The sequence below is a fragment of the Hymenobacter sp. BT730 genome, from assembly GCF_030542105.1.
Taxonomy (GTDB): Bacteria; Bacteroidota; Bacteroidia; order Cytophagales; family Hymenobacteraceae; genus Hymenobacter.
This window is the reverse complement of sequence record NZ_JAUOFB010000001.1, coordinates 160,498-175,168: the sequence shown is the minus strand read 5'-3', so window position 1 is coordinate 175,168 and position 14,671 is coordinate 160,498. Positions and strand designations below refer to the sequence as shown.

The following is a 14,671-nucleotide window of genomic DNA, read 5'->3' as shown; positions in this document are numbered from 1 at the left end:
CATATCCCTCCCCGGGGTATCTGCTTTTTAAGTTGATAGCACCTATGGCTGAAGAATATGCGGCCAAAATGGCCACCAAATCCCTGGCTGAGCTACTGCAATACGTTACGGCCCGCTACCAGTACCGCGAGGATGCCGTGTTGGCCGCCCTTGATGAGCTGGCACGGCGCGGACAGCCTTATGCTGAAGCCGATGCACTTCGGCCTTCCCTGGAAGCAGCCGTGCGGGAGCAGGAAGTGCAGCAAGCAGCTGCCCGCCAACTCTCGGAGGCAGATGATTCGGAAGTAGTAGCCGATGCTGCCACGACCGATACGGCACTCTACTCCCCAATATCTATCACCATTCTGTCGGTCTTCTTCTCGATGCTGGCCGGGGGGATTTTGCTGTGTATAAACCTGTTTCGGCTGGGCCGGGTGCGGGCCATGCTGGGTCTAATACTGTTCCTGGTAGTTTACCTGTTGCTAGGCACGCAACTGCTGGTTTGGGGTATCATGCAGCACAGTATAAATCCTTTTCTGGCGGCTCTTCTCTTTAATGGCGTGGCCCTGGCAGCCTATCTGTTCTGGTTCTGGCCCCGTTATGTGGGAACTGCCAGTTACCGCAACCGCAGCCTGTTATTGCCAATTCTGATCTGCTTTCTGTTGGTGTGGGGTATGCAAAAGATGATGCCCTACCTCATCAAGCAGCAGCCCCAGGAAGTGCAGCGGGAAATGGAGCAGTTAATGAAGCCATAAATACGGGTTCTTTGTAGTCTCTGCCGTGCCGCTTTCCGCCCTGTCGTTGCCCGATGCCGATATCTGGCTGGATACGGAGTTTCTGCCGGTGGCGGAAGCTGTCCGGTTGCAGCAGGAGCTGACGGATACCTTACAATGGCGACAGGAACCTATCCGCCTCTTTGGGAAGGAAGTACTGCAGCCTCGCCTTACTGCCTGGTACGGCGACGCTACGGCACAGTATAGCTACTCCGGGCTGTCCCTTGCGCCTCAACCCTGGACGCCCGCGCTGCAACACCTGCGTACCCGTGTAGAGCAGGCAACCGGCACCACGTTCAATAGTGTGCTGCTCAATCTCTACCGCACCGGACAGGATAGCATGGGCTGGCACGCCGACGATGAGCCCGAGTTGGGACCAGAGCCTATTATTGCATCAATTAGCCTGGGTGCCACCCGCCGCTTTCGCCTGCGTCCTCGCTATCCGCAGCAGCCGGACCATGCAGCCCTTGGTTTGGATCTGTCCACGGGAAGTTTGCTGGTGATGCGCGGCCCTACCCAACAGCATTGGCTGCACGCCGTGCCTAAAACTGCCCGGCCCGTCGGCCCACGTATCAATCTCACATTCCGGACCATATATCCCGGTGCCCGGCATTGAAGGCAGAAGGAAATAACAAACAATAAAAAAGCCCTTCCGGTCATGGAAGGGCTTTTTTCGAATAGGGAGGTTGGGATTATTTGATATCCACAAGCACTCCTACGAATGCGAGGCGACCAATGTTGGGGCCACCATACACTTGGGTGTTGTTCTGGTTCAGCAGATTGGAAGCACCGGCTTGTAGCGTAGCCCCCAGCTTCGGCAGGGAGTAGCCCACAAAGGCATCCAGGCTGCTGTAGTCGTCCAGCTCACCTTGCGCGAAGGGCATTTCATAAAGGTGGCCCTGCGCCCAGCGGTAGTTCAGCGAGTAGCTCAGGCTGCTCATTGCCACGCCATTCACGCCCAGGTTATACTTATGCTTGGGAGTGTTGAAGAAGGTCTGGAAGCCTTCGGGCAGGTTGCCATCCTCCAGCACGTTCAGGGAGTAGTTGCCGGTTAGGTTCAGCGCCTTGGTCATGTAGTACGTCAGGCCCAGGGCCGCGCCCTGCGTGCGCACTTCCTGGCTAGCATTGGTCCACACCTGCAAAACGCGGGTATCGGCATTGCGGCCTTGGAACTGCGTTGCCTGGCCGCTCTGCAGCTGCTGCGGGGTGGGGCGGCTGCCGTCACGGTTGCCTATGAAGCGCTGCGCACCAATAAAGTCGTTATAGTTGCTGCGGAAGTAGTTGACATCTACCAGCACTTTTTCGGCCAGAATGGCCTTGTAGCCTACTTCATAGGTATTCAGGCGCTCCAGCTTCAGCTTGGCGTATTCCACCGGGCTTAAGTTGGTGAGGCTGTAGCCTTGGTAGCCATTGCCGACGTTGCCCAGCAGCAATACCTGACCTACATCCAGGCGGATGTACTGATCCAGCTGGGTTGGCGAGCGGAAGGCGCGGCCATAGCTGGCGCGGAAGTTATGCTGCTTGTTGGCACCCGCCGAGTACACGGCCGAGGCGCGGGGTGAAAATGCCGGGTCGAAGTTCTTGAAGTCATCCAGACGGCCGGCAATAGCCACCTTGAGGCGCTCATCCAGCATTTTGTGGGTTAGCTGCGCGTAGCCGCCCAGCTCATGGTTCTGAATCCGGGCGTTGTCATCAGCATAAAGGTTGCCGTTAGAGCCCAGACGGAACTTACGGTAAGCGGCCCCCACAATCAGGTCGGTAGCTTCGCCGAAGTGGAAGTTGTACTGGGCGTTGCCTTCATTCAGCAGGGAGCTGGGGTTGAGGCGGGCACCCTGGCCGGGGGTAGCATCTTTAATGATCTGGCTGCGAAGCGAGGAAAACTCCGGGCTGTTGGGGTCTAGTTGATATTTAGCGGCGGCGGCTTGGGCGGCAGCCTGGGCCTGCTCATTGCTCAAGCCGCTCTGGCGGGAGCCCGCGTAAGTCTGCGCATAAGCGTTGTAGTAGGCCTTGGCATAGCTAACCGAGTTGCCCTGCGCATCAGTCACGCCAGGAATCGGGGAAGTCTGGATAAAGGCACCCAGGAAGCTTAGGTCATAGGAATTGTTGCCGAAATCCTGTACCGACTGGCCCCGTAGGAACCAGTTCTTGCCTTTGATTTCGCCGTGGTACTGGTTGGTGCCAAAGTCCTTTAAGCGGTAGCGGCTGCTGCTCTGGTACGAGGCAGTGCCCCGGGCAAAGCTAGCCCCAACCGTCATTTTCGTGTTGCTGTTGAGCAGGTAAGAAACTGTAGGCTGGAACTTGCGGGCCGTGGCCTTGTCATCATTTGCCACCAGCGTTTTCTCATCGAAGCCGGGCATGAAGACCGTCTTACCCCGCACTTCCGGGAACGGGAAGTTCTGCGGGAAAGTGAAGCCGCCCAGCTCGCCGTAGCGGTTCACCGCATCATAGCCCAGCGTAGAGCCTTCCGCATTGTTGCGCCGCTCAATTTGGGTGCTGGAAGCATTGTAGTTCTCTGCCAACCAGTCATCGGCCGTGAGGTAGCTGCCCACTACTTTGAAAGCAAACTTCTCGCCCAGCTTTTTAGCATAACGCACCTGGCCATCTAAATAGCTGCGCTGGCCGCCGCGCACCCGCAAGCTCAGGCCTTCGCTCACGAAGGGGTCCCGGGAATTCAGCAGCAGTACGCCGTTAAAAGCGTTGGCACCGTACAGCGCCGAGGCCGGGCCGTGAATGATTTCAATGCTTTCAATATCCAGCTCCGGTACACCCGTCAGGTTGCCGGCGTTGGCGTTCAATGAGGGCGACTGAGTATCGAAATAGTCGGTCAGCTGAATCAGACGCTCGGATTTGGCCGAGTTAAAGCCGCGCGTGCTCAGGCTGTTCATCAGCAAGCTGGAGCTGTTCACGTCAATACCTTTGAAGTGGTTGAGGCCCACCTGAATATCGGCCGTGGGGATGCGCTCTACCTGCTGCGCGGTAATTTTCTCTACCGTGACCGGGGCCTGCAGAATGCCTTCCTCCACGCGGGAGGCGGCTACTACCACTTCATTGGTAAAAGCGGCACTAGGGGCCAGAGCCACATTCAGCGCGCCCTCAGGCTTGTTTAAGCTGATGTCGCGGGTTTCAAAGCCCACAAAGGATACTGATAGCACAACCGGAGTAGTGCTGAAATCGGCCCGCAGGGTAAACTTGCCTTCCCGGTCGGTGCTTGTACCTACAAAGGTGCCTTTCAAGAAAACCGTAGCACCGGGCAGGGGCTCACCGGTGTTGGTCTGTACTATCCCTGAAATAGGATTTTCTTGCTGTGCCCAGGTATTGTGGGTTAGGCATAGGAATAAAGCCAGAAGCCAGGCTCTGTAAAATTTCTTCATACAATAGGTGAACAGAAAAGAGGGCGGTATAAAAAATGAGGCACAAATGTACTGCAAAGCACCTGATGCATCAAATCTTGCCGGCTCTTATTTGTCTGCCTATCAATAGGATAGCGGGGTTAATGAAATAGGGTTTATTAAAGATTTGAATAGCTGTTCCTACGCTATAACCAGCTAATAGCGAATATCCGGATGGCCATATAGATTCTGGCATTCGGTGCGCCCAATTATAAATTCCCCTATTTGAAAGATATCAGTCCGGGTAAAGCTCATGCCCATTCGCCCGGCCGGCATAGTAGAAAGAGCCGGAAGGGTTTGCTGGAAAGGGATAGACAGCTGCTGGGGAGGAACCACGGGCTTAACTACCACTGGCCGCCGATGACGTGGCATGGAGCGGGGTTTTAAGGTAGTAGAAGTAGAAACGCCTGGTTCGGCAGCAAATAACGAAAAGGGTGTCCACTGCATGGTAACAGAGATAAAGAGGGGGCGGGATATGCCTAAGACCTTGCTATAAAAAGCAAATCATAGCATCGTATAATTTCATATTGATCAAGTATAATCAATATTTTAGAATAATTCACCTAATTATATATAATATTTTAATAAAACTGTAATCTGCTTATACAACGCACCGTCTAGATATCCTGGTGTTTGCCAAAACCGATTTAGATTGCGCCAGGCTGTCCGCTAATCTTATGACTTTATTTTCTTCGGCTGCCGCTCCGGCGGGTTCTGCTTCTGCTGCTTCTGAACGGTATACCATTATGGGGGCTGGCCTGGTCGGCTCACTGCTGGCGCTTTATCTGGCGCGGCGCGGCTACCCCGTAAAGGTACTGGAGCGCCGCCCCGATCCTCGTCTGGCAGGCCCTATAGAAGGCCGCTCGATAAACCTGGCCCTTTCTGACCGTGGCTGGCGGGCGTTGGAGGGTGTAGGCATAGCCGAGCAGATCCGGCAGGTAGGCATTCCTATGTATGGGCGCGTGATGCACGATGTAGCCGGAAACCTGACGTCTCAGCCCTATGGGCAAAACAACCAGGCTATCTACTCGGTGTCTCGGGCAGGGCTGAACCGCACGCTGCTGGAACTGGCAGAAGCCATGCCAGGTGTGGAGGTGCAGTTCAGCCAGCAGTGCCTGAACGTGGACTTGCGTACCCGCACCCTGGAGCTGCGCAACACCGCTACGAACGAAGTCCACAACCACGAATTTCAGCGCCTTTTCGGGGCCGATGGGGCCTTCTCAGCGGTGCGCGGCGCTCTTCAGAAAACCGACCGCTACAACTATTCCCAAAGCTACCTGGAGTACGGCTATAAAGAGCTGAATATTGCCGCTGGCCCCGGCGGCACCTGGCAGTTGGAGAAAAATGCCCTGCACATCTGGCCGCGCGGGCAGTACATGATGATTGCCCTACCCAATCTGGACGGGTCCTTTACCTGTACGCTGTTTTTCCCCTACGAAGGCCCGCACTCCTTCGCGGCCCTACAAACCCCGGAGCAGGTACAGGCATTCTTCCAGGAGGTCTTTCCCGATGCCGTGTCGCTGATGCCGGAGTTGGTAGAAGACTTTTTCCAGAACCCCACCGGCTCCCTCGTTACGGTGCGCTGTTTTCCCTGGGCTTTTGATGACGACGTGCTGCTTTTGGGCGATGCTTCCCATGCTATTGTGCCCTTCTATGGCCAGGGCATGAACGCGGGATTTGAGGACTGCACAGTGCTCAATCAGCTCATGGACCAGTACGGGCAGGACTGGCACACCATCTTTCGGGAGTTTCAGCGCCAGCGCAAGCCGAACACCGATGCCATGGCTGATCTGGCCGTGTACAACTTCGAGGAAATGCGCGACCGGGTGGCCGATCCGCGGTTTCTGCTTCAAAAGAAAATTGAAAGTAAAATCTCGGCCCAATACCCTGGCCGCTGGATGCCGCTTTACTCACAGGTTACCTTCTCGGCCACGCCCTATGCCGAAGCCTGGGCGGCCGGCCAACAGCAGGACCAGATTATGCAGCGCCTCATGCCCCATATTCATAGCGAAGCCGACTATGACCGGCCGGAAGTGCAGAGCCTGGTGGCCGCAGAGATGAAGGCCAAAAGCTAAAAGCCCGCAGCGCTAAAATGAAGCCGCCCGGCCTGCCGACCAGGATAGGTCAGGCGGCCGGGCGGCTCGCTGTTGCAAGTAGGGCGTGGTAAAAGTCTTAGCGCTTGGCCGTAGCCGGGGCTTCAAAAAGGGCTAATGGCTCGCGGTTGCGCAACCAGTAAAAAGTAGCCAGTTGGCTGGAGCGGAGCACCCGGCTCAGATCCGCCGCGTAGCGACGCTCCAGGCGAAGCTGAGCATAGGAAACACCTACCAAACGGCTCGCCGCCGCTTCTTTCTGGCACAAATGGCTGTACGTGTAACGCTCAAACTGGCGCTGCTGCTTGGGGCTCAGATCCAGCGCATCCCGGAAACGCTGCGTAATGAGTTCTGCTTTAGCTGCTTTGGTAAGAATTAAAGGCTCAGCCGGCTCTTGGTCTGCCAGAAAGCTGGTATGGTGGTTAGCTGATTGCGCCAGTGCGTTATTAGCGCCGGCTAGCATGGTAATCAGTAAAAGAAGAGTAGCTAAGCGAATGGTGTAAGAAGGGAACATAACAATAGGTGGAGGGAAATAGGAGATGTACAGAATTATGTTCCAAAAGTACAGGAAATAAATGCAATTCAATCCAGGTATCAGACGAAATTATCTAATCTTCTACCAAAGCCCTGGAAAACTCGTCCAAAGCGCCCTTTCTGCCGACTAACCTCGACAGTAAGCCGTTAAAATAAATACAATACCTAGCCCGGCACTGAGGCCAGCCACCACTTGAGCTTTCGTATGGGCGCGTAATACCAGGCGGGCCCACAAAACAGCCGCTACTACCGACAGCATCATCCCAATCAGAAAAGTAGCGCCTGGGGCCGCTAGCTGTTGTAAGCCCAGCAGCGTCAGCAAGCCCAGTGCGCCCCCCATCCCCATAGCGTGGGCACTGATTTTCCAGAGAAGGGTCACCAAAAAGGCCAGCAGCACGGCCAGGGTCATGCCCAGCATCATCTGCGCCAATAGTGGATCAAACACGGTCGGGCGGTATAATAACAGCGCCGCCGCGCCAAAGCTGGCAGTGGCCAGCAGTAACGGCCAGGCGCGCTGCTGGCGCTCCTGTAGTAATAAGGAACTCACCAGCCCCGCCCGATACAGTGCGAATGTTCCCAGCGTGGGCAGTGCAAACGTAAACACGGCCACTACTGCCATAACTACCCACCGGTCCGGCAGGGCTGGCCGCATCAGCGTTTCGGGCAAGGCGTAGCAAACCAAGGCAAACAGATAAGTAGGCACCAGCAATGGGTGAAACACCCCCGAGAGCAGGGTAGCAAAATGCTTTTTCAAGAACAGGCAGAACAGGTAATAGGGCGCAAGATACAGCGCCGGCGGAGCACAATGCCGGGCATAAAAAAGGCCGGTAGCTACCGGCCTTTTCTTTAGAGCTCTTTGCGCAGGCGCGCCACTGGAATATTCAGCTGCTCGCGGTACTTGGCCACGGTGCGCCGGGCAATGTTGTAGCCCCGCGCGTTCAGCATCTTTTCCAGCTTATCGTCAGATAGTGGCTTGCCTTTGCTTTCGCCTTCAATAATTTCCTTCAGAATGTGCTTTACCTCGCGGCTGCTGGCGTCCTCGCCGGAGTCGGTGGCAATGCCTTCCGAGAAGAAATACTTCAGCGGATAAATACCGAACTCAGTCTGCACGGCTTTGGAGTTGGCCACGCGGCTCACGGTGCTGATATCCATGCCAATTTCCTGGGCAATGTCTTTCAGAATCATGGGGCGCAGCTTGCTTTCGTCGCCTTCCAGGAAAAACTCGTGCTGGTAGCGCACAATCGAGTCCATGGTTTTCAAAAGCGTGTTCTGGCGTTGCCGGATAGCATCAATAAACCACTTGGCCGAGTCCAGCTTCTGCTTCACGAAGGTGACGGCCTCCTTCATCTTGGTGTCCTTCTTGGCCGCCTTGTCGTAAGTCTGGAACATCTCCTGATAAGCCGGCGACACGCGCAGCTCGGGCGCGTTGCGGGCATTCAGCGTTAGACTGAGCTGGCCGTTGTCGTTGGTCAGAATGAAGTCGGGGATGATGTACTGCACCTTGCCCAGGCCTACCGGACCGGTGCCGCCGGGCTTGGGGTTCAGCTTCAGAATCAGGGCAATGGCGTCTTTTATCTCGTCATCTTCCAGATCCAGCTTCTGCTGAATGCGGGTATAGTGTTTCTTGGTAAATTCGTCGTAGGTATCGGTCAGAATTCGCTCGGCGTGCTCTACTACGGGGTCGTCCTGGTGGCGGCGCTCCAACTGTAGCAGGAGGCACTCCCGCAGGTCGCGGGCAGCAATACCGGGCGGGTCGAAGCTCTGAATCAGGTGCAGCACCTGCTCAATTTCCTCGGTGGTGGTTTCGATGTTCTGGGAGAAGGCCAGGTCGTTGACAATGGCCGACAGGTCGCGGCGGATGTAGCCGTCGCCATCAATGGAGCCGATGAGCTGGCGGCCAATGGCTTCCTGCTTTTCATCTAAGTCGGCAAAGCCCAGCTGGTCCAGCAGGGAGTCGATGAGGGAGCCGCTGGTGTCGGCCAGGGGCATCTCCCGGTCGTCTTCCGGCTCGCCGGGGCCGTCGCCCTGCATTTTGTAGCCGGCTATTTCGTCGTCGTTGAGGTAGTCGCCCAGGTCCAGATCGTCATTGTCGTTCTGGCGTTCATCAGGGGTGGCTTCTTCGGCTACGGGTAGCTCAATTTCGGGCTGCTCATCGGCGGGCTCGTCAAAATCTTCATCCAGCGTGCTGTTGTCGCTGTCGAACTCGGCATCGGGGTCGTTGTCGAAATCCTCGTCAGCTTCTTCGTCGCGGTCCTGCTCCTCAAACTCCTCTTCGGGCTCGTCGTCGCCTTCTTCCAGGGCCGGGTTGGCTTCCAGCTCTTCTTTGATGCGGGCTTCCAGCTCGGCAGTGGGAATCTGCAGCAGCTTAATGAATTGTATCTGTTGGGGGGACAGCTTCTGCTGGAGAAGCTGTTTCATGTCCAGTCGTTGCATACTCTAAAAAACGGTACGCCCCGCTGGCAGCGAAAGCGGGGTTTAACTTCAAATGTAGGCCTTTCTGTACTTGAGTTAAAGTAAAAAAGTTTGGCCTGCCGGCTGCGTAACTATTGTATACGGCTGCGAGCTGCCTGCCCGGCAAGCCGTTGGCATAATTTCACTTTCGGCCGCTTTTCAAAACCGCTACCTTTGCCCACTTATCCTTATCAACCCCGAACCAAAAAAGTCCCGATGTCCGACCTCCGAAGAAGCAGCGTGCAGGAATTGCTCCGCAGCGAAGAGCTGGAACGCGAAGTGCTGGTGAAAGGCTGGGTGCGCACCCGCCGCGGCAACAAATACGTGCAGTTCATAGCCGTAAACGACGGCTCCACCATCCATAATATACAAGTGGTGGCCGATGCGGAGAAGTTTCCGGAGGAAAATCTGAAGGACGTATCCACCGGTGCCTGCGTAGCCGTGCGCGGCAAGCTGGTGGCCTCGCAGGGCAAAGGTCAGACGGTGGAAGTGCAGGCTTCGGAGATAGAAGTGCTGGGCAAAGCCGATCCGGAAGAGTACCCACTGCAGAAAAAAGGCCACTCCCTGGAATTCCTGCGCGAAATTGCCCACCTGCGCCCCCGTACCAACACATTTGGCGCCGTGCTGCGCATCCGCCACACGCTGGCCTTCGGGGTACACCAGTACTTCAACGACCGGGGCTTTTTCTACGTGCACACGCCCATCATCACCGGCTCCGATGCCGAGGGTGCCGGCCAGATGTTCCGCGTGACCACGCTGCCCGAACAAAACCCGCCGCTCAATGAAGCCGGTCAGGTAGACTATAAGGAAGATTTCTTCGGCAAAGCCACCAACCTCACGGTATCGGGGCAGCTGGAAGGCGAGCTGGCCGCCATGGCTCTGGGCAAGGTGTACACCTTTGGCCCTACGTTCCGCGCCGAAAACTCCAACACGGCCCGCCACCTGGCCGAGTTTTGGATGATTGAGCCGGAAATGGCCTTCTACGACCTGCAGGATAACATGGACCTGGCCGAGGATTTCCTGCAGTACCTGGTGCGCTACGCCCTGGAAAAGTGCGCCGATGACCTGCAGTTCCTCAACGAGCAGTACGATAAAGAACTGCTCACGCGCCTGCAGTCTGTGGTAGACAATGCCTTCCAGCGCCTTACCTACACCGAGGCCATTGAGATTCTGAAAACCGCCAAGCAGAAGTTCGAATTCCCCGTGGATTGGGGCACCGACCTGCAGAGCGAGCATGAGCGCTACCTGGTAGAAAAGCACTTCAAGAAGCCCGTTATCCTGACCAACTACCCCAAGGATATCAAGGCTTTCTACATGAAGCTGGACGAAGATGGCCGCACCGTAAGCGCCATGGACGTACTCTTCCCTGGCATCGGCGAAATCATTGGGGGCTCGCAGCGCGAAGAAAACCTGGAGAAGTTGAAAACCCGCATGGCCGAAATGCATGTGCCAGAAGAAGACCTCTGGTGGTATCTGGACCTGCGCAAGTTCGGCTCCGCGCCCCACTCCGGCTTCGGCCTGGGCTTCGAGCGTCTGGTACTGTTCGTCACTGGCATGGCCAACATCCGCGACGTTATTCCTTTCCCGCGCTTCCCCAAAAACGCAGAGTTTTAATCAGAGACTGAGTAAATGATAAAAGAAGAAGGCGGCCTACATAGGCCGCCTTCTTCTTTAGCAATAGTCTCGCAGTTCTTTATCATCCACGGCCACCAGATTATCCAGCCGCACTTCAAAACCATCTTCCAGGCGCAGGTACTCCACTTTGTCGCGAAGGAACAGGTCCGTGATGACGCCGCTATAAGTGCTGGGCGGCGTGTCGGGCTCGGTGCGGTAAACTAGCGTGCAGCGCTGGCGGGTAGTGGCCAGGGCCTCCAACTCGTCGTAGAACGAGCAGTTGATGGGTTGATAGTCGGTAGCCATAGCAGGCTGTACGCAAAAGCCCCGGCGCAGATACCTGCGCCGGGGCTTATTTTCTGTAGGCAGATGGCCGGAGAAGCTTAATGCTTGCCTTTGCCGTGGCCTTTTCCGTTGCCATTCCCCTTTCCGGGGTTGCCGTGGTAGTCATCATTTCGGTTATCCCCCACAATAATCACCCGGTCGCGGGAGTAATTACCGCTACTGCGCATTTTCTTGGCCTGGCCGGGAGGCATGCCATGGGGATGAGGCTTCTTATATTTTGTACGGTGCTCCTCAATGCGGATCCAGGGCTGAGTGCCGCGGTAGTTGAGCACTACAGGGTGAAAGTTGGAGGTATTATAGCCATTCAGGCTGCTCAGACGCGTCCAACGGCCTTCGCGCAGTACGATGTAGCGCTTGTCCTGCAGGTCGTAGTAGCCGTCATATTCCGGCACGTAGTAGTATTGCGTACCCGCCGGGGCAGCAGGTCCCCAGGAAGGAGGATTAATATTGATATTCACCTGCGCCTGGGTAGGAGCCGCTGCGCCCATAAGGAACAGCGCAAACATGCCGGAAAGCGCCATTTTGGGGAAGAATTTCATAGGAAGAGCTTTTTTGGTGGAAAGATTATGATACCCTGTATGGCAAGAACGACGCCAAAAAATTACGGTGTCCGCTTCAGATAACAACGCCCCTGGTTTTGCGGACGCCAGGCTCCTGTAAAATGCTTGCCGCGGAGGCTGGTTGTCCGATAGGGTAAGGCTGCAACCTAGCACCAATATCAGCCTTACCGTTCTGTGTGGTCATATCGTGCCCGGGCCATAGGGTACAGCAGCTGCTCCGGGGGCACGTTTTGTTTATAGGCCTCCGCCCACAGACTGTCGCCAATAGCCGGGATGCGAATCAGCGCCTGCTCAATGCTGCTGATGCGCTTTTTATCGGCTTCAGTGATGGGGTGATACAACTCGTAAAGCTGGTTAATGAAGGCATCGTACACCAGGTTGTGTTCGGTCTCCAGCATCATAATAAACTGCCGGGACTCAACCTGCTGGCGCAGGTCCAGCTGTTCCAATTGCTCCCCGGTGCGGGTATAGTTGGGGGTATAGCTGAAGATAGCCCCATCAACCCCCCAGAAGCGGGATTCCGGGGCAAACAGCGTTTGCAGATAGGGGTAGAACTGCATAAACCCCCAGGTGAAGCTGTCCCCGGAAATCAATAGATTAGGCCGTTGCTGCGTTGGGCGCAACGGGTCAAACACTACCTGGGGGTAGGCCATGGGGTAGTGTTGGTAGTCGAATACCAGGTTCAGGGGGGCACTCAGGTCACTATCGGTCAGGCGCACGGAGTCCTGCCGCACCTCCAGCGGGCCCTGGCGGTGGAAATCAATTAAATCGAACTTCCCTAATTGCTCCATGCGCCGGAAAAGGGTGTCGGCAGTCAGGGCCACGGCGTACCCGCTCCAGTGCGTGCCGCCGCGGGGAAAAAGAGCGTACCGGCTGGTATCTTTCCATTGGGCCAGCAGCTGGCTCAGGTCCAGCAGCTGAATGCTGCTTGCTTTCATTTCCCGCATAAACCCTTCGTAGTTCGAGCTGTCTTTCACGGGCTTACCTACCGTAAAGGGCAGGTCTTCGGGCTGAAAGCGGGCCTTGTTGGGGGCCATCACAAATAGAAACGGTATGCCGCGCTTGGCCAGCTCCTGCTGCACCACCTGCATGCGCCGCACCCGGTAGCGGATTTCCCGGGCACCCAGATAATCCTTACCCAGGTAGCTATTAACCACGCCGGGCTGAAATAGCACATCGTGCCGCCCAATGACCAGATCAGACGAACGAGCCACGCGCAGCAGCGAGAAAGACAGCTGATTGCGCAGCCGGATCAGGCCGCTCCGGAACCCGATTCGGTCTTCCAGGTACTGTTCCAACTGGGGCTGATACGTGCCGGCCAGCAAGCTTTGCACGGAAAATTCCGGGTGGGGCGCCTGCACATATGCACCCGCTAAAGGCGTTTCCTCCAGCCAGTGAAAGCGGGCTTGCAGGCCCGGAATCAGCAGCAATAGCAGCAGCAGGAGAAATAGAGCACGCTTCATGAGAGGCCGCTTAAAACCGGAAGTAAATGAACGGGTTGAAGTGGCTGCCGATAATGTAGCCCGCGCTTAAAATCAGCAGAGCACTGGTGACTACTGTAGTGGCGACTGCGCGCCGCAGACTGAAGTGGGTGGTGGCCAGTAGCTCCAGTTCCTGCCGCTCTACCCGGGGCAGCGCTGCCATAAAAGCAACGACACTCGCCAGGGTCAGCGTGGCCCAGAACTCGGTGCTGAAGGGGGGCAGCTCCGTCCAGGACCCGGCCAGCATACGCTGCAAATACCGCAGAGCGTCGGTCAGGCTTTCGGCTCGAAAAAGTACCCACCCAATTACCGTGATAAAGAAAGTAGGCAGGATGCTGAGGACGCCCAGCCGCTGGTAAATCCGCAGCAGAAACAGCCGGTCCAGAATCAGAAACAGGCCGTGAAAAGCGCCCCAGGCAATGAAATTCCAGGCGGCTCCGTGCCAGAAGCCTGAGAGGATGAACACCGTCCACAGGTTGGCATACAGCCGGGACTTCGACACGCGGTTGCCGCCCAGCGGGATGTAGAGGTAGTCGCGCATCCAGTGGCCCAGCGTGATGTGCCAGCGCTGCCAGAACTCGGTAATGGAGCGCGAAACGTAGGGGTTGTTGAAGTTTTCGGGAAACTGAAATCCAATCATGCGCCCAATGCCAATGGCCATGTCGGAATAGCCCGAGAAGTCGAAGTAAATCTGGAAAGTGTAGGCCAGGGCTCCCAGCCAGGCCAGCGGCGCCGACAGCTCGGCGGGCGGCATTCCAAAAATCCGGTCGGCTTCCTGGCCCAGCACGTTGGCGATGAGCACCTTCTTGGCCAGGCCCAGCGCAAAGCGGAAAAAGCCGGCCAGGCGGTGGTCCACAGTTTCAAAAGCGGTGCGGTCAGTGAGCTGCCCGGCTATTTCGTGAAAGCGCACAATGGGGCCCGCTATCATCTTCGGAAACAGCATAATGTAGAGCAGAAAGTCCCAGAAGCTGCGCAGCGGTTTGTTTACACCGCGGTATACATCAATGGAGTACGTCAGCTTTTCGAAGGTGAAAAACGAAATGCCGATGGGCAGCACCACCTGCTGCCAGTGTAGCTCGGCCCCACCCAGCGCGGTGCGCAGGGTGCTGGCATTTTCCAGAAAGAAGTTGGCGTACTTGAAATAGAACAGCATCCCCACGTTCAGCAGGATGCTCAGGGTGAGATAAATGCGTTTCTGCCACCCTGCGGCCGCATCCATCAGGCGGATGATGTAGAAGTTCAGCACCACCGAAGCCAGGAACAGCGCCAGGAAATTGAGCCCGCCCCAGGCGTAGAATAACAAGCTGCACACCAGCGCTACGGTGTTCCGGAGCCGGACCGGCGCCAGATAATAGAGCAGCAAAAAGCCCGGCAGAAAGTAAAATAGAAAGAGCGTACTGCTAAATACCATGTAAGGCGGGATACACGAACTACATAATGGACCCGAAAATAGAG

General features: G+C 56.3%; 12 protein-coding genes. 4 read left to right on the top strand and 8 right to left on the bottom strand.

Features of this window, described 5'->3' with window-relative positions; genetic code table 11:
• Nucleotides 1-44 precede the first annotated feature (44 nt).
• Together Q4G72_RS00720 and Q4G72_RS00715 are read left to right on the top strand one after the other, a co-directional pair.
• Complete coding sequence (locus Q4G72_RS00720; RefSeq protein WP_303309522.1) at nucleotides 45-734, top strand: LptF/LptG family permease; 690 nt, start codon at nucleotides 45-47, stop codon at nucleotides 732-734.
• Between the two features lie 25 nt (nucleotides 735-759).
• Nucleotides 760-1,368, top strand: coding sequence for an alpha-ketoglutarate-dependent dioxygenase AlkB family protein (locus Q4G72_RS00715; protein ID WP_303309521.1), 609 nt, complete (start codon nucleotides 760-762; stop codon nucleotides 1,366-1,368).
• 76 nt (nucleotides 1,369-1,444) lie between these two features.
• On the opposite strand, the gene Q4G72_RS00710 is transcribed toward Q4G72_RS00715, so the two are convergent.
• Nucleotides 1,445-4,123: a TonB-dependent receptor gene (locus Q4G72_RS00710; protein WP_303309520.1), complete on the bottom strand. Its 2,679-nt coding sequence runs from the start codon at nucleotides 4,121-4,123 to the stop codon at nucleotides 1,445-1,447.
• A gap of 695 nt (nucleotides 4,124-4,818) precedes the next feature.
• Between Q4G72_RS00710 and Q4G72_RS00705 the strand changes: the two genes are divergently transcribed.
• Nucleotides 4,819-6,216 carry an FAD-dependent oxidoreductase gene (locus Q4G72_RS00705; RefSeq protein WP_303309519.1) on the top strand — a complete coding sequence of 466 codons (1,398 nt, stop codon included), beginning with the start codon at nucleotides 4,819-4,821 and terminating at the stop codon, nucleotides 6,214-6,216.
• 97 nt (nucleotides 6,217-6,313) lie between these two features.
• Here the strand turns inward: Q4G72_RS00705 and Q4G72_RS00700 are convergent, their stop codons facing one another.
• From Q4G72_RS00700 to rpoN, 3 genes are all read right to left on the bottom strand, one after another.
• The gene (locus tag Q4G72_RS00700; protein ID WP_303309518.1) at nucleotides 6,314-6,745 is read right to left on the bottom strand and encodes a hypothetical protein; all 432 of its coding nucleotides are present in this window, start codon (nucleotides 6,743-6,745) and stop codon (nucleotides 6,314-6,316) included.
• A gap of 147 nt (nucleotides 6,746-6,892) precedes the next feature.
• On the bottom strand, nucleotides 6,893-7,519 hold the full coding sequence (locus Q4G72_RS00695; protein ID WP_303309517.1) for a hypothetical protein: 627 nt from the start codon (nucleotides 7,517-7,519) through the stop codon (nucleotides 6,893-6,895).
• A 92-nt stretch (nucleotides 7,520-7,611) separates the two neighbouring features.
• Nucleotides 7,612-9,198, bottom strand: coding sequence for an RNA polymerase factor sigma-54 (gene rpoN, locus Q4G72_RS00690; protein WP_303309516.1), 1,587 nt, complete (start codon nucleotides 9,196-9,198; stop codon nucleotides 7,612-7,614).
• A 234-nt stretch (nucleotides 9,199-9,432) separates the two neighbouring features.
• Here rpoN and asnS point away from each other — a divergent pair, with 234 nt between their 5' ends.
• On the top strand, nucleotides 9,433-10,830 hold the full coding sequence (gene asnS, locus Q4G72_RS00685) for an asparagine--tRNA ligase (RefSeq protein WP_303309515.1): 1,398 nt from the start codon (nucleotides 9,433-9,435) through the stop codon (nucleotides 10,828-10,830).
• Between the two features lie 57 nt (nucleotides 10,831-10,887).
• On the opposite strand, the gene Q4G72_RS00680 is transcribed toward asnS, so the two are convergent.
• From Q4G72_RS00680 to Q4G72_RS00665, 4 genes are all read right to left on the bottom strand, one after another.
• The gene (locus tag Q4G72_RS00680; RefSeq protein ID WP_303309514.1) at nucleotides 10,888-11,136 is read right to left on the bottom strand and encodes a hypothetical protein; all 249 of its coding nucleotides are present in this window, start codon (nucleotides 11,134-11,136) and stop codon (nucleotides 10,888-10,890) included.
• Between the two features lie 77 nt (nucleotides 11,137-11,213).
• Nucleotides 11,214-11,714, bottom strand: a complete 501-nt coding sequence (locus Q4G72_RS00675) for a hypothetical protein (protein WP_303309513.1) — start codon at nucleotides 11,712-11,714, stop codon at nucleotides 11,214-11,216.
• A 185-nt stretch (nucleotides 11,715-11,899) separates the two neighbouring features.
• Nucleotides 11,900-13,198: an alginate O-acetyltransferase AlgX-related protein gene (locus Q4G72_RS00670; protein ID WP_303309512.1), complete on the bottom strand. Its 1,299-nt coding sequence runs from the start codon at nucleotides 13,196-13,198 to the stop codon at nucleotides 11,900-11,902.
• Between the two features lie 10 nt (nucleotides 13,199-13,208).
• Nucleotides 13,209-14,579 carry an MBOAT family O-acyltransferase gene (locus tag Q4G72_RS00665; RefSeq protein ID WP_303309511.1) on the bottom strand — a complete coding sequence of 457 codons (1,371 nt, stop codon included), beginning with the start codon at nucleotides 14,577-14,579 and terminating at the stop codon, nucleotides 13,209-13,211.
• Between the last annotated feature and the right edge of the window lie 92 nt (nucleotides 14,580-14,671).

What these genes read in the sequence shown, in the direction of transcription:
- Q4G72_RS00720 (WP_303309522.1), top strand. Translation starts at nt 45, where the DNA reads ATGGCTGAAGAATATGCGGCCAAAATGGCCACCAAATCCCTGGCTGAG.
- Q4G72_RS00710 (WP_303309520.1), bottom strand. Translation starts at nt 4,123, where the DNA reads ATGAAGAAATTTTACAGAGCCTGGCTTCTGGCTTTATTCCTATGCCTA.
- Q4G72_RS00705 (WP_303309519.1), top strand. Translation starts at nt 4,819, where the DNA reads ATGACTTTATTTTCTTCGGCTGCCGCTCCGGCGGGTTCTGCTTCTGCT.
- Q4G72_RS00700 (WP_303309518.1), bottom strand. Translation starts at nt 6,745, where the DNA reads ATGTTCCCTTCTTACACCATTCGCTTAGCTACTCTTCTTTTACTGATT.
- rpoN (WP_303309516.1), bottom strand. Translation starts at nt 9,198, where the DNA reads ATGCAACGACTGGACATGAAACAGCTTCTCCAGCAGAAGCTGTCCCCC.
- asnS (WP_303309515.1), top strand. Translation starts at nt 9,433, where the DNA reads ATGTCCGACCTCCGAAGAAGCAGCGTGCAGGAATTGCTCCGCAGCGAA.
- Q4G72_RS00680 (WP_303309514.1), bottom strand. Translation starts at nt 11,136, where the DNA reads ATGGCTACCGACTATCAACCCATCAACTGCTCGTTCTACGACGAGTTG.
- Q4G72_RS00675 (WP_303309513.1), bottom strand. Translation starts at nt 11,714, where the DNA reads ATGAAATTCTTCCCCAAAATGGCGCTTTCCGGCATGTTTGCGCTGTTC.
- Q4G72_RS00670 (WP_303309512.1), bottom strand. Translation starts at nt 13,198, where the DNA reads ATGAAGCGTGCTCTATTTCTCCTGCTGCTGCTATTGCTGCTGATTCCG.